The sequence below is a fragment of the Streptomyces antnestii genome (assembly GCF_004005495.1).
Classification (GTDB): domain Bacteria; phylum Actinomycetota; class Actinomycetes; order Streptomycetales; family Streptomycetaceae; genus Streptomyces; species Streptomyces antnestii.
In genome coordinates, this window is sequence record NZ_RZYA01000010.1 from 1 (window position 1) to 20,757 (window position 20,757).

The 20,757-nt window shown below is 69.3% G+C and carries 17 protein-coding genes; 7 read left to right on the forward strand and 10 right to left on the reverse strand.

Going from position 1 to position 20,757, the window contains the following annotated elements; genetic code table 11:
* Window positions 1-338: 338 nt before the first annotated feature.
* From EOT10_RS21115 to thyX, 3 genes are all read right to left on the reverse strand, one after another.
* Window positions 339-2,024, reverse strand: a complete 1,686-nt coding sequence (locus EOT10_RS21115; protein WP_127829839.1) for a ribonuclease J — start codon at window positions 2,022-2,024, stop codon at window positions 339-341.
* 136 nt (window positions 2,025-2,160) lie between these two features.
* Window positions 2,161-3,060, reverse strand: a complete 900-nt coding sequence (gene dapA / locus EOT10_RS21120) for a 4-hydroxy-tetrahydrodipicolinate synthase (protein ID WP_127829840.1) — start codon at window positions 3,058-3,060, stop codon at window positions 2,161-2,163.
* A gap of 208 nt (window positions 3,061-3,268) precedes the next feature.
* Window positions 3,269-4,009 carry an FAD-dependent thymidylate synthase gene (thyX, locus tag EOT10_RS21125; RefSeq protein WP_127829841.1) on the reverse strand — a complete coding sequence of 247 codons (741 nt, stop codon included), beginning with the start codon at window positions 4,007-4,009 and terminating at the stop codon, window positions 3,269-3,271.
* Window positions 4,010-4,229: 220 nt separating this feature from the next.
* Here thyX and EOT10_RS21130 point away from each other — a divergent pair, with 220 nt between their 5' ends.
* Together EOT10_RS21130 and EOT10_RS21135 are read left to right on the forward strand one after the other, a co-directional pair.
* The gene (locus EOT10_RS21130; RefSeq protein ID WP_127829842.1) at window positions 4,230-4,493 is read left to right on the forward strand and encodes a hypothetical protein; all 264 of its coding nucleotides are present in this window, start codon (window positions 4,230-4,232) and stop codon (window positions 4,491-4,493) included.
* A 107-nt stretch (window positions 4,494-4,600) separates the two neighbouring features.
* A complete protein-coding gene (locus tag EOT10_RS21135; protein WP_127829843.1) occupies window positions 4,601-5,161 on the forward strand; it encodes a hypothetical protein in 561 nt (186 codons plus the stop codon).
* 61 nt (window positions 5,162-5,222) lie between these two features.
* On the opposite strand, the gene EOT10_RS21140 is transcribed toward EOT10_RS21135, so the two are convergent.
* The 6 genes from EOT10_RS21140 to eccD form a co-directional block, all read right to left on the reverse strand.
* Window positions 5,223-5,675 (reverse strand): hypothetical protein, encoded by a 453-nt coding sequence (locus EOT10_RS21140; RefSeq protein ID WP_127829844.1) that lies wholly within the window; start codon window positions 5,673-5,675, stop codon window positions 5,223-5,225.
* A gap of 8 nt (window positions 5,676-5,683) precedes the next feature.
* A complete protein-coding gene (gene dapB / locus EOT10_RS21145; RefSeq protein ID WP_127829845.1) occupies window positions 5,684-6,439 on the reverse strand; it encodes a 4-hydroxy-tetrahydrodipicolinate reductase in 756 nt (251 codons plus the stop codon).
* 48 nt (window positions 6,440-6,487) lie between these two features.
* A complete protein-coding gene (locus tag EOT10_RS21150) occupies window positions 6,488-7,867 on the reverse strand; it encodes a M16 family metallopeptidase (RefSeq protein ID WP_127829846.1) in 1,380 nt (459 codons plus the stop codon).
* Entirely contained in the window at window positions 7,864-10,077 is a 2,214-nt protein-coding gene (locus EOT10_RS21155; RefSeq protein WP_127829847.1) for a polyribonucleotide nucleotidyltransferase, read from the reverse strand. Before EOT10_RS21155 ends, EOT10_RS21150 begins: the two co-directional genes overlap by 4 nt.
* Before the next feature lie 308 nt (window positions 10,078-10,385).
* Window positions 10,386-10,673 carry a 30S ribosomal protein S15 gene (gene rpsO, locus EOT10_RS21160; RefSeq protein WP_127829848.1) on the reverse strand — a complete coding sequence of 96 codons (288 nt, stop codon included), beginning with the start codon at window positions 10,671-10,673 and terminating at the stop codon, window positions 10,386-10,388.
* 190 nt (window positions 10,674-10,863) lie between these two features.
* Window positions 10,864-12,378, reverse strand: coding sequence for a type VII secretion integral membrane protein EccD (eccD, locus tag EOT10_RS21165; RefSeq protein WP_127829849.1), 1,515 nt, complete (start codon window positions 12,376-12,378; stop codon window positions 10,864-10,866).
* Window positions 12,379-12,709: 331 nt separating this feature from the next.
* Here eccD and eccCa point away from each other — a divergent pair, with 331 nt between their 5' ends.
* The 5 genes from eccCa (at window position 12,710) to EOT10_RS21190 (ending at window position 20,471) form a co-directional block, all read left to right on the forward strand.
* The gene (gene eccCa / locus EOT10_RS21170; protein WP_127829850.1) at window positions 12,710-16,687 is read left to right on the forward strand and encodes a type VII secretion protein EccCa; all 3,978 of its coding nucleotides are present in this window, start codon (window positions 12,710-12,712) and stop codon (window positions 16,685-16,687) included.
* 245 nt (window positions 16,688-16,932) lie between these two features.
* Window positions 16,933-17,385, forward strand: a complete 453-nt coding sequence (locus EOT10_RS21175) for a hypothetical protein (RefSeq protein ID WP_127829851.1) — start codon at window positions 16,933-16,935, stop codon at window positions 17,383-17,385.
* Window positions 17,386-17,388: 3 nt separating this feature from the next.
* Window positions 17,389-19,458, forward strand: a complete 2,070-nt coding sequence (locus EOT10_RS21180) for a hypothetical protein (RefSeq protein ID WP_127829852.1) — start codon at window positions 17,389-17,391, stop codon at window positions 19,456-19,458.
* 17 nt (window positions 19,459-19,475) lie between these two features.
* The gene (locus EOT10_RS21185; RefSeq protein ID WP_223281123.1) at window positions 19,476-20,009 is read left to right on the forward strand and encodes a hypothetical protein; all 534 of its coding nucleotides are present in this window, start codon (window positions 19,476-19,478) and stop codon (window positions 20,007-20,009) included.
* A gap of 138 nt (window positions 20,010-20,147) precedes the next feature.
* Window positions 20,148-20,471 carry a DUF397 domain-containing protein gene (locus EOT10_RS21190; protein ID WP_127829853.1) on the forward strand — a complete coding sequence of 108 codons (324 nt, stop codon included), beginning with the start codon at window positions 20,148-20,150 and terminating at the stop codon, window positions 20,469-20,471.
* A 30-nt stretch (window positions 20,472-20,501) separates the two neighbouring features.
* Here EOT10_RS21190 and EOT10_RS21195 read toward each other — a convergent pair whose 3' ends face one another.
* Window positions 20,502-20,741 (reverse strand): hypothetical protein, encoded by a 240-nt coding sequence (locus EOT10_RS21195; RefSeq protein WP_127829854.1) that lies wholly within the window; start codon window positions 20,739-20,741, stop codon window positions 20,502-20,504.
* Between the last annotated feature and the right edge of the window lie 16 nt (window positions 20,742-20,757).

A 20,757-nucleotide genomic window follows, 5' to 3' on the forward strand; every position in this document is an offset into this window, starting at 1 on the left:
GTTGAGTTCTCAAGGAACGGACGCTTCCTTTGTACTCACCCGAATCTCTTCGGGCTTTCCTCCGGGCAGTTTCCCTTCGGTCTTGCGTTTCCGACTCTATCAGATCTTTCCGATCCGATTTCCTCGGCGCCTTTCAGGTTTTCGCTCCGGCCTTTCGGCTTTCACGTTGTCCTTTCCGGCGGTTCCGACTTTATCAGAGATTCTGAGTCGGAATTTCCGTCCCACTCGGGGAATTGAATCGGGCACGTGAGTGCGCCGGGTTCCCCTTGGGCGGAGCCGTAAACCTACTGGAGCGGGGCGCCCCGATGCAAATCGAGGCGCCCCGCTCCTCCGGTGCGTCAGACCTCCACGACGACCGGGAGGATCATCGGGCGCCGGCGGTAGGTGTCGGACACCCACTTGCCCAGCGTGCGGCGGATCAGCTGCTGCAGCTGGTGCGGCTCGACGACGCCGTCCTGCGCGGACTTGTCCAGGGCTTCCTGGATCCGTGGCATGACGGCACTGAACGCCGAGTCCTCGATGCCGGAGCCGCGCGCCGTGATGGTCGGGCCACTGGTGATCTTGCCGGTGGTGGAGTCCACCACCACGAACACGGAGATGATGCCCTCGTCGCCGAGGATCTTCCGGTCCTTGAGCGCGGGCTCGCCGACGTCGCCGACCGAGAGGCCGTCCACGTACACGTAACCGGCCTGGACCTTGCCGGTGATCTTGGCCTTGCCGCCGACGAGGTCGACGACGACGCCGTCCTCGGCGATCACGATGCGGTCGTGCGGGACGCCGGTGAGGGCGCCGAGCTCGGCGTTGGCGCGCAGGTGGCGCCATTCACCGTGGACCGGCATCAGGTTCTTCGGCTTGCAGATGTTGTAGAAGTACAGCAGCTCGCCGGCCGAGGCGTGGCCCGAGACGTGGACCTTGGCGTTGCCCTTGTGGACGACGTTGGCGCCCCAGCGGGTCAGGCCGTTGATGACGCGGTAGACCGCGTTCTCGTTGCCCGGGATCAGGGACGACGCCAGGATCACCGTGTCGCCGGAGACGATGCGGATCTGGTGGTCGCGGTTGGCCATCCGGGACAGGGCGGCCATCGGCTCGCCCTGAGAACCCGTGCAGACCAGGACGACCTCGCTGTCCGGGAGGTCGTCGAGCGTCTTGACGTCGACGACGAGGCCCGGCGGGACCTTCAGGTAGCCGAGGTCGCGGGCGATGCCCATGTTGCGGACCATCGAGCGGCCGACGAAGGCCACCCGGCGGCCGTACTCGTGCGCGGCGTCCAGGATCTGCTGGATGCGGTGCACATGGCTCGCGAAGGACGCGACGATGATGCGCTTCTGGGCGCCCGCGAAGACTCCGCGGATCACGTTCGAGATGTCGCGCTCGGGCGGGACGAAGCCCGGGACCTCGGCGTTCGTCGAGTCGGTGAGGAGAAGGTCGATGCCTTCCTCGCCGAGCTTGGCGAACGTGGGGAGGTCGGTGAGGCGCCGGTCCAGCGGGAGCTGGTCCATCTTGAAGTCGCCGGTGTGGACGACCATGCCGGCCGGCGTGCGGATGGCGACCGCGAGCGCGTCCGGGATGGAGTGGTTGACCGCCACGAACTGGCAGTCGAAGGGGCCGAGACGTTCGCGGTCGCCCTCGGCGACCTCGAGCGTGTACGGGCGGATGCGGTGCTCCTGGAGCTTCGCCTCGATGAGGGCGAGCGTCAGCTTGGAGCCGATCAGCGGGATGTCCGGCTTCTCGCGCAGGAGGTACGGGACGCCGCCGATGTGGTCCTCGTGGCCGTGCGTGAGCACGATGCCGTCGATGTCGTCGAGGCGGTCCCTGATGGACGTGAAGTCCGGCAGGATCAGGTCGATGCCGGGCTGCTCCTCCTCGGGGAAGAGCACGCCGCAGTCGACGATGAGCAGACGGCCGTCGTACTCGAAGACCGTCATGTTGCGGCCGATCTCGCCGAGGCCGCCGAGCGGGGTGACGCGCAGGCCGCCCTTCGGGAGCTTCGGCGGGGCGCCGAGTTCAGGATGCGGATGACTCAAAAGACTCTCCTCACCACGCGCGCCACGTACCTCTAGGGCACGTGGCGCGCGTGACGTTCGTGCAGTAGCAGTTGTCTTGTGTGGGTGCAGGAGCGATGTCCTGCGGGTCATGCGTATTCAGTTGTGAAGTCTGTGTTCAGAGGTGTACCCCGCCGGCGGCGAGATCGATCTTGAGCTGGGCGGTCTCGTCCGCGGTCAGTTCCACGAGGGGCAGGCGCAGCGGACCGGCGGGCTGGCCCTGGAGGGCGAGTGCCGCCTTGGTCGTGATGACGCCCTGCGTGCGGAACATGCCGGTGAAGACCGGGAGCAGCTTCTGGTGGATCTCGGTGGCCTTCTGGACGTCGCCGCTGACGAACGCGTCGAGCATGGCGCGCAGGTCCGGGGTGACGACGTGGCCGACGACCGAGACGAAGCCGACCGCTCCGACGGAGAGCAGCGGCAGGTTGAGCATGTCGTCGCCGGAGTACCAGGCGAGGCCGGAGCGGGCGATGGCCCAGCTGGCGCGGCCGAGGTCGCCCTTGGCGTCCTTGTTGGCGACGATGCGCGGGTGCTCGGCGAGGCGGACGATCGTCTCGGTGTTGATGGGTACGCCGCTGCGGCCCGGGATGTCGTACAGCATCACGGGGAGCTCGGTGGCGTCGGCGATCGCGGTGAAGTGCCGCAGGAGGCCTTCCTGCGGGGGCTTGTTGTAGTACGGCGTCACCGTGAGCAGGCCGTGCGCGCCGGCCTTCTCGGCGGCGCGGGCGAGCTCGATGCTGTGGCGGGTGTCGTTCGTGCCGACGCCGGCGATGACGTGGGCGCGGTCGCCGACCGCCTCCCGTACGGCTCGTACGAGGTCCGATTTCTCCGCGTCGCTGGTGGTCGGGGACTCGCCGGTGGTGCCGTTGACGACGAGTCCGTCGTTGCCTGCGTCCACCAGGTGGGCGGCCAGTCGCTGCGCGCCGTCGAGGTCAAGTGCGCCGTCCGCCGTGAAGGGCGTGACCATTGCGGTGAGGACCCGCCCGAAGGGGGTCTGCGGAGTGGAGGTCGGAGCCATGGGTAATACGCTACTCGCTGCTCAGCGCGCGGTCCCCCCTCGGGGGACACCAGGGGGTGTGGCGGGGATGGATCCCGGCACTGCCTGCTCGGGGGTTCAAGCAGTGCCGGGTCCGTTTGATCAGGCTAGATGAACTTTCCGAAATGCCGCAATACGGACACTTCGCAGGGCTGAACCGTACATCTGTGCCGTATCCACCTTCCGCCCGCTACGGGGCGACCCGGCCGTTGGCGTTGAACGCGGCGTAGGTGAGCGGCATGAGCTTGGCCCACTCCGCCTCCATCTTCTCGCCGACCATCTCGATCTCCCGCTGCGGGAAGGACGGCACCTTGGCCAGCTCGTGCTGGGTGCGCAGGCCGAGGAAGTGCATCAGGGAGCGTGCGTTGCACGTCGCGTACATGGAGGAGAAGAGGCCGACGGGGAGGACCGAGCGGGCGACCTCGCGGGCGACGCCCGCGGCGAGCATCTCCTGGTACGCCTCGTACGACTGGCGGTACGAGTCCTCCATGACGCGGCCGGTCAGCTCCTGCTGGCCCTGGGTGCCCTCGACGAACTGGTACTTGCCCGGGCGGCCCTGCTGCACCAGCTTGCGGGAGGCCTCCGGCACGTAGAACACCGGCTGGAGCTCCCTGTAGCGGCCCGATTCCTCGTTGTACGACCAGCCCGCGCGGTGGCGCATGAACTCGCGGAAGACGAAGATCGGGGCGTTGATGAAGAACGTCATCGAGTTGTGCTCGAAGGGGCTGCCGTGACGGTCCCGCATCAGGAAGTTGATCAGGCCCTTGGAACGCTCCGGATCCTTGGTCAGCTCGTCGAGGGACTGCTCTCCCGCGGTGGAGACGCGGGCGGCGAACAGTACGTCGGTGTCGCTCGCGGTGTGCTTGACCAGCTCGACCGTCACGTCGCCGCGGAAGGTCGGCTTGAGGTCGTCAGCAGGGGTTTCGGTCACGGTCGAGGGGTCCTTCCATCACTTCACTCGGGCGGCGCCCACTCTACGGGCAGGCACTGACAACGGGGCATTCGGTCGCGCCTCGCGACATTCCGCGCCGAACATCTGCGAACTTCAGTGAAATCGGCGAAACAGGGCACCATTGGGGACATCTGTGCGTCTGTACGGGTAGAGCCCGTCCACAAGAAGTTCTCGATCTTGATCAGGAGAAGCAGCACCCATGTTCGTCCCCCAGCTACCGCCGGGTGGGACCCCCAGCGAACCCGTCCCGTTCGCCTTCGTCGCCGAAGCCGACAAGTTCCGCAGTAACGTCACTCCACCCCCGCGCGAACGGGCGTCGGCCGGACAGCTCGCCGCTCGCTCACTCCTCGGTCTCACCATCGTCGCCGGGCTCGTGGGCGGCCTGCTCCTGGGGATGCCCGCCCTCTCGCCCGCTCAGGCGCCGGCCCACACCCACCAGTCCGAGGCGTCCGACGGTCGTTGACGACTCCTGGCCCCCTCCGGCCCCCCGGAGGTGGAAGCCGGGTGGACGCCTCGGTAGCCTCACCCGGCACAGCCCGAAATACAGCGTGCATCGAGTGAGGACCAGTCGTGCCCCTGCCCTTCCTGACGGCCGACCGCGCTTTTGACGAGGTGGCCGACGACGTCGCGCTCCCGTTCGACGATCGTGACCAATGGCGGCGTCCCTACCGGCCGGGGCCGTGGCGCGTGGCATCCGCCGCGCTGCTCCTGCTGCTCGCCTCCTACGTCCTGTTCGCCGCGGTGATCATCGCCTTCGCCGGCGGCCTCGGCGGCGCCTCGGTGGTCGGCGTCATCGCCCTGCTCATCATCGCGTCGGCCCTCCGGCTGCTGCGGGTGGGCACCTGGGTGAGCGCGCTCGGTCTGCGGCACGTGGCCTTCTTCCAGACCCAGACCGTCCCGTGGGCCCAGATCGTGACGGTCCGCACCGTCCAGCAGCCCGTCCGCTGGCTCGGACTCCCCCGCACGGTCCAGGGGCAGGCGCTGCTCCTCGTACGGCGGGACCGGCCCGCGGAGAAGTGCGCGCTGCTCACCAGCCACAGTGCGGACTTCCTCGCGCGGACCGAGGCGTTCGACCGGGCGGCGGACTCCATCGAGGTGTGGGCGGAGGAGTACCGGCCGCAGCACGCCTGACCCACCTGTACGAAGAGGGGCCGCACCGGATCACCGGTGCGGCCCCTCTTCGCATTCGTGCTCAGACGCTGAGCGTCCGCCCCTCCTGGAGGGCGATGGCGCGCTGCATCGCCTTGCGGGCGCGCGGGGTGTCCCGGGCGTCCCGGTAGGCCACGGCGAGGCGGAACCAGCAGCGCCAGTCCCCCGGCGTGTCCTCCGCCTCCGCCTTGCGCCGGGCGAAGACCTCGTCGGCGGAGTCACGGTCGATGCGGCCGTACTGGTCGCGGCGCAGCTCGTCCACGGGCAGGCCGCCCTCGGCCTCCAGGAGGTCGGCGAGGCGGTTGGCCTTGCGGACGAACTGCGTGTTGGCCCAGAGGAACCAGAGACCGATCACCGGCAGGATCAGCACGGCCACGCCGAACGTGACCGTCAGGAGGGTGCCCTGCTCGATGAGCAGGAGACCGCGGCTGCCGACCAGGACGAAGTAGAAGACCAGGACGGCGGCGGTGAGGACGTAGGTGAGCTTTGCGCGCATGGGGACCGTCAGACGTTCAGGTCGAGGAAGTGCTCCAGGCCGAAGGTGAGGCCGGGGGCGGAGACGACACGGCGGGCACCGAGCAGGATGCCCGGCATGAAGCTGCTGTGGTGCAGCGAGTCGTGGCGGATGGTCAGGGTCTCGCCCTCGCCGCCCAGGAGGACCTCCTGGTGGGCGAGGAGGCCCCGCAGGCGCACAGAGTGCACCGGGACGCCGTCTACGTCCGCACCACGGGCGCCGTCGAGGGCGGTGGCCGTGGCGTCCGGCTGCGGCGCGCTGCCGGCCTTCTCGCGGGCCGCCGCGATGAGCTGCGCCGTACGGGCGGCCGTGCCGCTGGGCGCGTCCACCTTCTTCGGGTGGTGCAGCTCGATGACCTCGACGGACTCGAAGTACGGCGCCGCCGCCTCCGCGAACTTCATGGTGAGGACGGCCCCGATCGAGAAGTTCGGGGCGATGAGCACGCCCGTCTTCGGGGAGTCCGCGAGCCAGGCGGTGAGCTGGGCGAGGCGGTCGTCGGTCCAGCCGGTGGTGCCGACGACGGCGTGGATGCCGTGGCCGACGCAGAAGTCGAGGTTGCCCATGACCGAGTCGGGCGTGGTCAGCTCGACCACGACCTGGGCGCCGGCCTCGGTGAGGGTCTCCAGCTTGTCGCCCCGGCCGAGGGCCGCGACCAGTTCCATGTCGTCCGCGGCCTCGACGGCCCGTACGGCCTCGGATCCGATCCGGCCCCCGGCGCCGAGGACCGCCACGCGCAGCTTGCTCATCTTCTTGATTCCTTACGCGAGTTACGTACGCGGTTGCGAGCGGGTGGGCTAGGCCACCGCTTCGTGCAGGCGCGCCGCCTGCTTGTCCTTGAGCGGGCCGATGACCGACAGGGAGGGGCGCTGCCCCAGGATGTCGCGGGCCACCGCGCGCACCTCGTCGGGGGTGACCGCGGCGATCTCCTCCAGCATGTCGCTCACCGACATCTGCTCGCCCCAGCAGAGCTCGCTCTTGCCGATGCGGTTCATGAGCGCACCCGTGTCCTCGAGGCCGAGGACGGTCGAGCCCCTGAGCTGGCCGATGGCGCGGCCGATCTCGTCGTCGGACAGGCCGTGCTGCGCGACGTGGTCGAGCTCGTCGCGGCAGATCTTGAGCACGTCGTGCACCTGGCTGGGCCTGCAGCCCGCGTAGACCCCGAAGAGGCCGCAGTCGGCGAAGCCGGACGTGTACGAGTACACGCTGTAGGCCAGGCCGCGCTTCTCCCTGACCTCCTGGAAGAGGCGGGAGGACATGCCGCCGCCCAGGGCGGTGTTGAGGACGCCCATGGCCCAGCGGCGCTCGTCGGTGCGGGCCAGGCCCGGCATGCCGAGGATGACGTGGGCCTGCTCGGTCTTGCGGCCGAGGAGCTCCACGCGGCCCGCTGCGCGCACGGCCTTGCGGCCGTCGCGCGGGGCCATGGGGACGGCGTCGGTGCGCGTGAGGGCACCGGCCTTGTCGAAGGCGGCGCGGACCTGGCGTACGACCTTGTTGTGGTCGACGTTCCCCGCGGCGGCGACGACGAGGTGGGTCGGGTCGTAGTGCTTCTTGTAGAAGCGGGCGATCTGGCCGCGGTCCAGCGCGTTGATCGTGTCGACCGTGCCGAGGACCGGGCGGCCCAGCGGGGTGTCGCCGAGCATGGTGTGCGAGAACAGGTCGTGCACGCAGTCGCCCGGGTCGTCCTCCGTCATCGCGATCTCTTCGAGGATGACGCCGCGCTCCGCGTCGACGTCCGTCGCCTCGATGACTGAGCCGGTCAGCATGTCGCAGACGACGTCGATCGCGAGGGGGAGGTCGGTGTCGAGCACGCGCGCGTAGTAGCACGTGTACTCCTTCGCCGTGAAGGCGTTCATCTCGCCGCCGACCGCGTCGATCGCGGCGGAGATGTCGAGGGCGCTCCTGCGGGACGTGCCCTTGAAGAGGAGGTGCTCCAGGTAGTGCGTCGCGCCGTTGAGCGTGGGCGTCTCGTCACGGGAGCCGACGTTCGCCCAGATACCGAAGGTCGCGGAGCGTACGGAGGGCAGGGTCTCGGTGACGATGCGCAGGCCCCCGGGGAGGGTGGTCTTGCGGACCGTACCGATGCCGTTCTCGCCCTTGATCAGGGTTTGGGTACGGGCGACGGCCCGCGCCTCCGAGGAGGTGCGGGCCGTCGCCTTGGAGCTACGGGACGTCACTTGTCGGTGTCGTCCTTCTCGTCGCCCTCTTCACCCTCGACGACGGGGATGAGGGAGAGCTTGCCGCGGGAGTCGATCTCGGCGATCTCGACCTGGACCTTGGCACCCACGCCGAGGACGTCCTCGACGTTCTCCACGCGCTTGCCGCCGGCCAGCTTGCGGATCTGCGAGATGTGCAGCAGGCCGTCCTTGCCCGGGAGCAGGGACACGAACGCACCGAAGGTCGTCGTCTTCACGACGGTGCCCAGGTAGCGCTCGCCGACCTCCGGCATGGTCGGGTTGGCGATCGAGTTGATCGTGGCGCGCGCGGCCTCGGCCTGCGAGCCCTGCTGGGCACCGATGTAGATGGTGCCGTCGTCCTCGATCGTGATGTCGGCGCCGGTGTCCTCCTGGATCTGGTTGATCATCTTGCCCTTCGGGCCGATGACCTCACCGATCTTGTCCACGGGGATCTTGACCGTGATGATCCGCGGGGCGTTCGGGGACATCTCGTCCGGGACGTCGATGGCCTCGTTCATGACGTCCAGGATGTGCAGACGCGCGTCACGGGCCTGCTTCAGCGCGGCGGCCAGGACCGAGGCGGGGATGCCGTCGAGCTTGGTGTCGAGCTGGAGCGCGGTCACGAACTGCTTCGTACCGGCGACCTTGAAGTCCATGTCACCGAACGCGTCCTCCGCACCGAGGATGTCGGTGAGGGCGACGTAGTGCGTCTGGCCGTCGATCTCCTGGGAGATGAGACCCATGGCGATACCGGCGACGGCAGCCTTCAGCGGCACACCGGCGTTCAGCAGCGACATGGTGGAGGCGCAGACGGAACCCATGGACGTCGAGCCGTTGGACCCGAGGGCCTCGGAGACCTGACGGATCGCGTAGGGGAACTCCTCGCGCGTCGGCAGCACCGGCACGATGGCGCGCTCGGCGAGCGCTCCGTGGCCGATCTCGCGGCGCTTGGGCGAGCCCACGCGGCCGGTCTCACCCACGGAGTACGGCGGGAAGTTGTAGTTGTGCATGTAGCGCTTGCGGGTCACCGGGGAGAGGGTGTCCAGCTGCTGCTCCATACGGAGCATGTTGAGGGTGGTGACGCCCAGGATCTGGGTCTCGCCACGCTCGAACAGCGCCGAGCCGTGCACGCGCGGGATGGCCTCGACCTCGGCGGCGAGCGTACGGATGTCCGTCACGCCACGGCCGTCGATGCGGACCTTGTCCTTGATGACGCGCTCGCGGACGAGCTTCTTCGTCAGCGCGCGGTACGCGGCGGAGATCTCCTTCTCGCGGCCTTCGAAGGCCGGGAGGAGCTTCTCGGCGGCGATCTCCTTGACGCGGTCGAGCTCGGCCTCGCGCTCCTGCTTGCCGGCGATGGTCAGCGCCTGCGAGAGCTCGGAGGTGACGGCGGCCGAGAGGGCCTCCAGGACGTCGTCCTGGTAGTCGAGGAAGATCGGGAACTCGGCGGTCGGCTTGGCGGCCTTCGCGGCGAGGTCCGACTGGGCCTTGCAGAGGACCTTGATGAAGGGCTTCGCGGCCTCGAGACCGGCGGCGACGACCTCCTCGGTGGGGGCCTCGGCGCCGTCCTTGACGAGCTGGATGGTCTTGTCGGTGGCCTCGGCCTCGACCATCATGATCGCGACGTCGCCGTCCTCGAGGACGCGACCGGCGACGACCATGTCGAAGACGGCGCTCTCGAGCTCGGTGTGCGTCGGGAAGGCGACCCACTGGCCGTCGATCAGCGCGACGCGGACGCCGCCGACCGGGCCGGAGAAGGGCAGACCGGCCAGCTGCGTGGACGCGGAGGCGGCGTTGATCGCCACGACGTCGTACAGGTGGTCGGGGTTGAGCGCCATGATCGTGGCGACGACCTGGATCTCGTTACGCAGGCCCTTCTTGAAGGAAGGGCGCAGCGGGCGGTCGATCAGGCGGCAGGTGAGGATCGCGTCCTCGGAGGGGCGGCCCTCACGGCGGAAGAAGGAGCCGGGGATCTTGCCCGCGGCGTACTGCCGCTCCTCGACGTCCACCGTCAGGGGGAAGAAGTCGAGCTGGTCCTTGGGCTTCTTCGAGGCGCTCGTGGCCGACAGCACCATGGTGTCGTCGTCCAGGTACGCGACGGCGGAGCCGGCGGCCTGGCGGGCCAGACGGCCCGTCTCGAAGCGGATGGTGCGGGTGCCGAAGGTGCCGTTGTCGATGACGGCCTCGGCGTAGTGGGTCTCGTTCTCCACTAGCGTTTTCTCCGTTACTTTTCGTCTTTTGTCCCTTCGCCCGTGTGGCGGGGGACGGGGGCGGAGAAGCGCGCGTGCGGGCCGGTCTTCGATCGAAGCACCCGGTGCGGACGGAACGCGTCTCCCGGGGGCCACTACCGAGGACCGGCGGCGGCGAGAGTGCGCTTCTCCTCGTTCGGTAATGCCTGGGTGGTGCTGGGGTGGAGCTTTTGTCGTGCGTCCAGACTACAAAGCGTCTGTGACAGCGCGCACGTACAGCAAAGGGAGCGGCCCCCCTACTCGGTGGGAACCGCTCCCTTCACGGCGTCTTATCGGGCGCCGGCCGCACCGCGGCGGATGCCGAGGCGCTCGACCAGCACACGGAAGCGCTGGATGTCCTTCTTGGCCAGGTACTGCAGCAGGCGGCGACGCTGGCCGACCAGGATCAGCAGACCACGACGGGAGTGGTGGTCGTGCTTGTGCGCCTTGAGGTGCTCGGTCAGGTCCGAGATCCGGCGGGAAAGCATGGCGACCTGGACCTCGGGGGAGCCGGTGTCGCCCTCCTTCTGGCCGAACTCGCTGATGATCTGCTTCTTCGTAGCGGCGTCGAGCGACACGCGTACTCCTCGTAGTCTTTTCGTGGCCACCGAGTGCCCCTGGTCCACATCTCAGGGGAGCTTCCGTTACTCGGGAGGCGGGGTCCGCTGGGCGCAGTCTTCAGATTCCGGAGAACCGGGATCCGAGGGCGCGTACACAAACGGCCGTCACACAGCGTACCAGCCGCTGCGTGTGCACCCGACCGTACGGTCAGCCGGTCATCGCGCGGGCCTGTGCGTACACGTCGAACACGGCGAGCGTCAGCGGTACCAGGGTGAGCAGGACGAACGTCTCCGCGATCTCCATGAAGCGTCCCCAGAAGGGGGAGACCCCGCGGCGGGGCGTGATCAGGCCGATCGAGGTGATCAGTGCCGTGGCCGCCGCGATCACCGCGACGAGCCAGACCGTGCGGATGTTGAGGGCCGTGGAGTCGTGCTTCATGAAGAAGTCGGTCAGGTAGTCCAGCGGCGGGTGGAGCGAGAGGCCGATCCCGAGCAGGACGAGGGCGGCCAGGCCGGCGGCGAGAAGGGAGGCGACCTGCGCGGTGTAGCGGAAGATCTGGGCGCGCATCAGCATCGCGACGCCGGTGGCGAAGGCGAGGAGCTGGCCCCACACGTCGTGCGAGAAGCCGAGGACGGCCGCGGCACCGACGGCCACCAGGGCGCAGCCGCCGACGAGACCGACGAGCAGCTCGTGGCCGCGGCGGGCCTGGGCCGCGATCCGGTCGGCCTCGACGGGCTCCTGATGTGCGGGGTCGGCGCCGTACTCGCCGCGGGCCATGCTCGGGGGCTCGAAGCCGATGGGGAGGCGGGCGAAGCGCATGGAGAGGCCCGGCAGGAACGCGAGGGCTCCTACGGAGAGGGGCGCGCACAGGGCGGCCGTCTCGACGGCCGTCAGGTCCGTGAGGATGGCGATGAAGGTCGTGAGCACCCCGACGGCCGACGCGAAGACGAAGGCCACGAAGGGGCCGTCGCCGCGCGGTGAGACGAGGGTGAGGATCACGGAGGCGATCAGCACGGCGGTGCAGGCCAGGAGGAACTGAAGGCGGCCGATCCCCTGGTGGTCGGCCAGGGGCAGCAGGCCGGAGCCCGCCACCCCCACGTTCGGCAGGGCGCCGAGGCCGAGGGCGATGGCCGAGCCGTGGTCGTCGTAGACCCGGGCGCGGATGCCGGCGAGGACGACCAGGAGCAGGCCGGCCACCGCGGCGAGGACGCCCTGGAGGGTGTTCATGTCGTGGTGCGGCTGGGCCGTCCAGGTGACGAAGGCCAGGAGGGCGGGCAGGACGCCCGCGCCGATGAGGCCCGCGCCGCGGGTCAGCTCGCCGCTCCACAGGGTGCGGTCGCGCGTGACGGCCGAGGCGACCGCTTCGGAGACGTCGTCGAAGACGGCCGGCGGCAGCGACTCGGAGAACGGGCGCAGGGTGAGCAGCTCGCCGTCGAGGATGCGCTGCGCGGCGAACGAGCGGGCGCTGTCGAGGACGGTGCCGTCACGGCGTACGAGGTGGTAGCCGACCGGAGCGCCCTCGGCGGGGCTCTGCTGGGAGAGCCGCAGGATCTCCGGGTAGAGGTCGGCGACGGGTACGTCGTCGGGCAGTGCCACGTCGATCCGGCTGTCGGGCGCGACGATGGTGACGCGGCAGAAGCCGAGGCCCGTTCCGGCCCCCGAAGGGGCTCCGGTACCCGCTGCGCCGGTCGCGCCGGCCGTCGCGGAAGCGGAAGCCGTCATGCTCACCTGCTGTTCCCCCTCGGTTGGTGTGTCCGGCCGTGCAGCCGTGGTGCGTGCAGCCGTATGTGGAGGTGTTGTGTACGTCGCTTGCGCGCGTTCCCGCCGCCCGTCAACAGGGCTTCCAGGACCGGCGTTCACGGTCCGCGCTCGCCCCCGACCGCGTGAAATGCCCTGATTCCCCGGGCGGATCCACGGTGCTCGACTGCACCTCCGGCACCCTACCGCCCACCGTTGTCAGTGACCGTCAGTAGGATCGCAAATCACGATCGACGTCCGCCTGACACGGGGCGGCGGACGGAACACCTCGGTCCGGCAAGGGAATTGGTGCGAAGTGAGTCACATCGTCGTGAAGCGCCCGCCTCGGGCGCTGCCGTCCGAAGTGCCCACAGAAGAGGTGGTCCTGCAGCCTCCGCCCGAGCTGCCGCGCGGGCAGCAGGAAGGCGCGATGATGCAGCTCCTGCCGATGCTCGGCATGGGCGGATCCGTCGTGTTCTTCTTCAGCAACCCCAACGGTCATCCGTTCATGAAGATCATGGGCATGGTGATGATCGCGTCGACGCTCGCCATGGGCATCTCGATGCTGGTGCGCTACCGGCGCGGCACTCAGGGCCAGATGTCGGACATGCGTCGCGATTACCTCCGTTATCTGTCGCAAACCCGGCGCGAGGCCACGAAGACCGCGAAGGCGCAGCGCGACGCGCAGTACTACCTGCACCCCTCCCCCGAGCAGTTGTGGGCGCTGGTCGCCGAGGGCAGCCGCGTCTGGGAGCGGCGCACGGGCGACGAGGACTTCGGACAGGTGCGCGTCGGACTCGGCCCGCAGGGGCTCGCCACGCCGCTGATCCCGCCGCAGACCGCGCCCGTGGACGAGCTGGAGCCGCTCACGGCGGGCGCCATGCAGCGCTTCCTCGCCGCGCACGGCACGCTCGAGGACCTGCCCATGGCGGTCTCGCTGCGCGCCTTCTACCACGTGACGGTCAGCGGTGAGCCGCAGACGGTACGCGGCACGGCCCGCGCCCTTGTCAGCTCGCTGGCGTCGCTGCACTCCCCCGAGGACCTGGTGATCGCCGTGGCGACGGGCCGGGAGGCCGCGCCGCAGTGGGAGTGGGCCAAGTGGCTGCCGCACAGCCAGGCCCCGGGCCAGACGGACGGCGCCGGCAGCCGCCGGCTCATCACCACCGACCCGATGGAGCTGGAGGCGATGCTGACCACGCGCCTCCAGGGCCGTCCGCGCTTCCACCCCGGCGGTGCGCCCGTCCCCGAGCAGCCGCATCTCGTCGTCGTCCTCGACGGGGTGTCCCTGCCGCCGGTGTCGATGCTCGCCAGCCCGGAGGGCCTGCAGGGTGTGTCGGTCGTCGAGGTCGTACCGGGCGACCTGACGACGGGCCGCGGCGACCTCTCCATCGTCGTGCAGCCCCGCTACCTGACGCTGGAGTCGACGCACGGTGTGGTCTACGAGGGCACGCCCGACCTGCTGTCCTACGAGGCCGCGGACGCGCTGGCGCGGCAGTTGGCGCCGCTGCGCATGGCCACGGGCGGCGACAGCGACGACGAACCGCTGCTGGCCAACCTCGAGTTCACCGATCTGATGAACCTGGGCGACGCGGCCACCGTCGACACCAAGCGCACCTGGCGGCCGCGCTCGCAGTCCGAGCGGCTGCGCGTGCCGATCGGTGTCGGTGACGACGGCCGGCCCGTGATGCTGGACCTCAAGGAGGCGGCGCAGGAGGGCATGGGCCCGCACGGTCTGTGTGTCGGTGCGACGGGTTCCGGTAAGTCGGAGCTCCTGCGCACCCTGGTGCTCGGCCTCGCGGTCACGCACTCCTCGGAGACGCTGAACTTCGTACTCGCCGACTTCAAGGGTGGTGCGACGTTCGCGGGCATGGCCCAGATGCCGCACGTCGCGGCGGTCATCACGAACCTCGCGGACGACCTGACCCTCGTCGACCGCATGGGCGACTCCATCCGCGGTGAGCTCAACCGCCGCCAGGAGATGCTCCGCGACGCGGGCAACTACGCGAACATCCACGACTACGAGAAGGCGCGCGCGGCCGGCGCCCCGCTCCAGCCGATCCCGTCCCTCGTTCTGGTGATCGACGAGTTCAGCGAGCTGTTGACGGCGAAGCCGGACTTCATCGAGATGTTCGTGCAGATCGGCCGCATCGGCCGTTCCCTCGGCGTGCATCTGCTCCTCGCCTCGCAGCGCCTCGAAGAGGGCCGGCTGCGCGGCCTCGAGACCTACCTCTCGTACCGGATCGGTCTGCGGACGTTCTCCGCCGCCGAGTCGCGCGCCGCGCTCGGTGTGCCGGACGCGTACGAGCTGCCGAACGTGCCGGGTTCCGGCTTCCTGAAGTACGGCACGGACGAGATGGTCCGCTTCAAGGCTGCGTACGTGTCCGGGACGTACCGCACCGGTCCCGCGCAGGCCGCGGTGCCGGGCGGAACGCTGCCGGTGGACCGTCGTCCGGTGCTGTTCACGGCGGCCGAGGTGCCGGTGCAGTACGTGGCGGTGCCCCAGCAGCGCCCCGAGACGGCAGCGGCCAAGACCGACGACGCGCTGGCGGACACCGTCCTCGACGTGATCGTGCGCCGGCTTGAGGCGCAGGGTCCGGCGGCCCACCAGGTGTGGCTGCCGCCCCTGGACAGCCCGCCGTCGCTCGACAGCCTCCTGCCCGGTCTGGCCCCCGTACAGGGCCGCGGCCTCACGCAGCCGGGCTACGAGGGCGCGGGGCGCCTGGTCGTTCCCGTCGGCCTCGTCGACAAGCCGTACGAGCAGCGGCGCGACCCGCTGTGGGTCGACTTCTCCGGTGCCGCCGGCCATATGCAGATCCTGGGTGGCCCGCAGTCCGGTAAGTCGACGCTGCTGCGTTCGCTCATCGCCTCGTTCGCGCTGACGCACACCCCGTACGAAGTGCAGTTCTACGGGCTCGACTTCGGTGGTGGCGGTCTGGCGGCCGTCTCCGGGCTTCCGCACGTCGGCGGGGTGGCCTCGCGCCTCGACCCCGAGAAGGTGCGCCGCACGGTCTCCGAGGTCTACGGCGTGATGATGCGCCGCGAGGAGTACTTCCGCTCGGCGGGCATCGCCTCGATCGCCGACTTCCGCGCGCGCAGGGCCCGCGGTGACATCTCGGTCACCGACCAGCCGTGGGGTGACGTGTTCCTCCTCATCGACGGCTGGGGCAACTTCCGTACGGACTACGAGGGCCTGGAGCCCGCGGTGCTCGACATCGCGGCCCGCGGCCTGGGCTACGGCATCCACCTGGTGCTCACGGCCTCGCGGTCCATGGAGGTCAGGGCGAACATGAAGGACCACCTCATGAACCGCCTCGAGCTGCGGCTCGGCGACACCATGGACTCCGAGTTCGACCGCAAGGTCGCGGCGAACGTGCCGACGGGCGTGCCAGGGCGTGGCCAGTCGCCGCAGAAGCAGCACTTCATGGCGGCGGTCCCCCGTATCGACGGCCTCACGTCGGACACGGACCTCGCCGAGGCCACGGCGGCGCTGACCGCCGAGGTGACGCGGCACTGGACGGCGCCCGGCGCCCCCGAAGTGCGGCTGCTCCCGCGCGAGTTCGCGGCGGACCGGCTGCCCCCGGGCAACCTGTTCCCGGACCGCGGTATCTCCTTCGCGCTCGACGAGGACAACCTGGAGCCGGTGTTCCTCGACTTCGAGCAGGACCCGTTCTTCCTCATCTTCGGAGAGAGCGAGTCCGGCAAGTCGAACCTGCTGCGCCTGCTCATCAAGCGCCTCACCGAGCGCTACGACGGCAACTCGTGCAAGCTCTTCGTGGTCGACAACCGTCGCGCCCTCCTGGACGTGACCCCGGCGTCGCACCTGGCGGAGTACATCCCCATGTCGAACTCGATGGGGCACCACATGGACGCGCTCGCCGACCTGATGCAGCGGCGTACGCCGACGGCCGAGGTGACGGCGCAGCAGTTGCGCGACCGCAGCTGGTGGCGCGGGCCGAACGTCTTCGTGATCATCGACGACTACGACCTGGTCTCCACGTCGAGCGGCAACCCGCTCTCGGGCCTGACGGAACTGCTCCCGTTCGCGCGGGACGTCGGCGTCCGCTTCATCATCGCCCGCTCCTCCGCGGGCGGTGGCCGGGCCGCGTACGAGCCGTTCATCCAGCGCATGAAGGAGCTCGGCGCCCAGGGCCTCGTCCTCGCGGGCGACCCGGGCGAGGGCGAGCTCCTCGGCGGGGTGCGGCCGCGGCCGATGCCGGCGGGCCGGGGTGTCTTCGTCTCCCGCAAGCGCGGGAAGCCGCTGGTCCAGACGGGACTCATGCCGTCTGATCACTGACCCGTCCGGGCAGTGCCCCGTCCGTTCACTGCCCGTCCGGGCGGTGCCCCGTTTTGAGCAGTGACCCGTCTGACGGAACTGTGGCGTATCCAGACCGTCACAGTTCCGTAAGGCGGCTTGAACTGACTGGATCGCTCTGGTCAGTTGGGTGCGATGTGAAGCGCCCGCCCCGCCCTCCGCGACCTCCGCGAGGGCGGGGCGGACAGCACGGGAGCACGTCCGCGACACGGGGAAGGTGTCAGTCGATGGCCTGGGACGAGTGGGAGCAGCTCAAGGCGAACGCCCAGCAGAGGGGGGACGCCAAGATGCAGTTGAACCAGCTTGCCGATCCGGGCGGCGGCGGTGGCGGTGAGAACACCCAGGGCGACCTGACGGTCGACTTCCCCGACCTGGCGGCCATCGGCGACGCGGCCTACCGGCTGCGCACCCGTATGGACCGCGAGAGCGACCACGCGCGGATCTCCTCGATGAACGCCGCCGGCGGGCTCAAGGCGGAGTTCGCCATCGGCAAGGCCCTGGACCATGTGGCCGTGCGGTGGGTGGACCAGGTGCAGTCCCTCCTCGACGCCTGCGCCCACATCTCGAACCACCTCGACTACACCAAGGGCGCGCACAAGGGCGACGAGGAGCACATCTACGGCGTCATCAGCAGTATCTCCACCCTGGACAAGGGCTTCGACGAGAAGCGGGGGAACTGACCGATGGACCTCGACGCACTGCGTTACGGCAACTTCGCGGCGCTTGGCGAAGCCGTCGGCGACTGGGAGGAGATGGTCGTCAACCTCAAGTCCCTCCAGGACGACGCCGAGCGTGATCTCAAGGTCAAGGCCGACCGGGCGAACTGGCACGGCGCGAACGCCACGGTGTCGCGCGAGTTCGTGGACAAGACGGCGGGAGAGTTCGCCGACGCGCACACGCAGGCCAACTCGATCGCCAAGATCCTCGGCGACACCCGCAGCGAGCTGATCGACTACCGGCAGCAGCTGAACGACGCGATCGACCGCGGGATGAAGAAGAACCTCACGGTGGTGGACACCGGCAACGGCGGGTTCACCGTCACGATGAACATCCATCCCGACCGCGCCGGCAAGGGCACGACGCTGCCCGAGCACACCGTGCAGGACGAGACAGACCTGCGCGACGAGGTGCAGCGGATCCTGGGCGGCGCCACGGAGAGCGACAACACGGCCGCCAGAGCGCTCAATCTCATCGTTGACCAGGCCACGTACGGCTTCTCCGGGGCCGACTACGGCGACCGGGACGCGGCCGCGAAGGCCATCAAGGAGGCCGATGACCTGGCCAACCTGATGAAGAACAAGGGGGACGACATGTCCCCCGAGGAGTTCGACCGGCTCAACGCCTCTCTGGCCCATTACAAGGACGACCCGCTGTTCCAGGAGGAGTTCGCCAAGACGCTCGGCCCCAAGGGCACCCTCGACTTCTGGGCCGACCTCTCCGACCCCTCGGACGGCGGCTCTCTGCAGCGGGCCCGCCACGACCAGCTCGGCGACTTCCAGAAGAACCTCGGCATGACGCTCGCCGGCGCGACGCAGTCCGACTCGGCCGACATGCGGTCCTGGAAGGACAGCATGATCGACCTCGGCGGGAAGACGGTCCAGACGCGGGGCAGCAACGTCTACGGGTTCCAGCTGATGAGCAACCTCATGCGGACCGGCAACTACAACGACGATTTCATGAACAGGTACGGCAACGCGCTGGTCGAGACCGAGAAGAAGATGAAGCTCCCCGACCACTACTGGCAGGGGGCCGGCGGACCGCCGATGCCGAAGATGAACTTCATCGGTGACGACTTCGGCCGTGACCCGATGACGGGCTTCATGACCGGCCTCTCCAACAGCCCGGACGCCGCGACCGCGTTCTTCAACGAGACGCATCCGCAGGACAACGCGGAGTGGGTGCTGAAGGAACGCCACCCGTTCGACGACACCCCGCTCGACGACGGGGACGGGAACCAGTCGCGGGACGCGACCGGCAAGGCGCTCCTGGCGGCCACCAGCGGCATGAACCCGAACGACCCCAACGCCACGTACGTCGAGCACACCCCGGAGAACCGCCAGGCCCTGGACCGGTCGCTCAAGTATCTCTCCGAGACCGGGGACGACTTCCCGCGCGAGATGCGCGACGACATGGCGAAGGCCCTGGTGAACTACGGGGACGAGACGCACAACACGATGAGTTCCCAGGCGGACCACCCCGACGACCCCCGCCAGCTCGACCGGCACCAGCTCCTCGAAGTGACCAAGCAGATCTCCCGCGACCAGGACTCGTACGGGCTGCTGAACGACGGGCTCAACCGCGAGATCGTCCACGACATCAACACCGATCACCCGAGCGATCCCAAGGAGACACTGCAGCGGGCCGGCGCGACGGTCGGCTTCCTGGAGGAGGCGCGCTACCAGGCGCTCGACACCGACAAGGAAGACCCGTCCTGGAAGGCGAAGTGGGCCTACCACGGCATCGGTGGCGCGGTGAACTTCATCCCGGTGGTCGGCGACGCCGCGCAGCGTGGCGTCGACGCGCTGACCTACCAGTGGCAGCAGGACGAGCAGGGCCGCATCGACGACGAGAACCACCAGCAGAACGGCAAGACCTTCACCGGCCGTGAGGGCCAGCTGGAGTCCCTGGCGAAGATCTGGGCCGAGGCCAACCCCGGCCAGACCGAGAACAACTCCTACACCTTGACCAACGAGATCAACGCGGCTGCCTTCGACGGCAACGCGCGGGCGCGAGGACTGGCGGGCGATCAGTGAGGCGGAGGGTGCGGAGGGTGCTGTCCACACCGTTGCGAGCCGTCGCCGTCGCGGCCCTGGCGATGTCCACGGCCGCGGCGTGCACGGGTTCGTCCGGGAAGGACTACGCGGTGCCCAAGGCCGTGTGCGGAGTCCCTGTGAAGTCCAGCCTGCTGTCCCCACTCCTCCCCGACGGCAACAAACTCACCGAACGGGATTACGACTTCGGTCCCACGCAGCCCCGTTGCCAGCTGAAGGTCGACAGGAACCTCGTCGTGTACTTCTCCGGCGACGTGGTTCCGGCCGGTACTGATGTCATCGCGGTGAACGAGCGGGACATGCGAGCTCTGGGCCACCCGGCCGCCGCGGACATCGGCCGGGCCGCGCGCGTCGCGGACCGCGGAGCGCTGGCCGTGGACGCGTGCGTATACGGCGGGAAGCGTCAACAATTCGTCGCGAACATCGAGCTGAAGCAGCAGGCGACCGATGACGTACCCAAGCGACGTGACGCGCTCCGCGCCCTCCTGAAGGCGTATCTTCCGGCGGCGATGAAGGACGTGGGCTGCGGCTGACGCCGGGTACTTCTGGGTGTACCGGGGTGCACCGGGTGCACCGGGGGGTGCAAGTCGCGCGACGCGCCGCGCACCCCCGGCTGCCCCAAGTAGGCTTGCCGCACGTCAGGTACGCAGAGCGGGAAGGGGCCCCGGATCATGGCCGAGGCAGCGCAGGACGCCGAGCAGAATGCGGGAACCAACGCGGCCGGGGAGTCCCCCGAGGACGTCGCGGCACGCAAGGAGCGGGAGAAGAACGAGCTTTACGCCCTCGACATCTCCGACGCCACCTGGCACAGCGCCCCCGGCACCGAGACCCACGAGGAACGCGTCGAAATCGCCTACCTGCCGGCCGGCGCCGTGGCCATGCGGTCATCGATGGAACCGGAGACGGTGCTGCGCTACACGGAGGCGGAGTGGACGGCGTTCGTGCTGGGGGCTCGGGACGGGGAGTTCGACCTGGAGGATGCGGCGGGCGAGTAGGGGCGGCGGGCCGGTCGAGCGAGATTCACTTCAGAAGACCGGCAGCGCGTACAGCCGGTTGTCGACCGTGACGAACACCCGGTTGCCTGTCACTGGCGAAGACCTCTCGGCTGACGGCGTCGTGGACGGCGAGGCCTCGACCACGAAGCGTTGCGGGTCCGCTCCGGGCAGAGGCACACCCAGAAGCACGGCGCGGTCGGGACTGCGGGCGATGTAGCGGGTCTCGGGGACAGTGACGGCGTGGACTGCACGACTGTCGAGACGGGTCATGGGGGTGTGGGGGCCA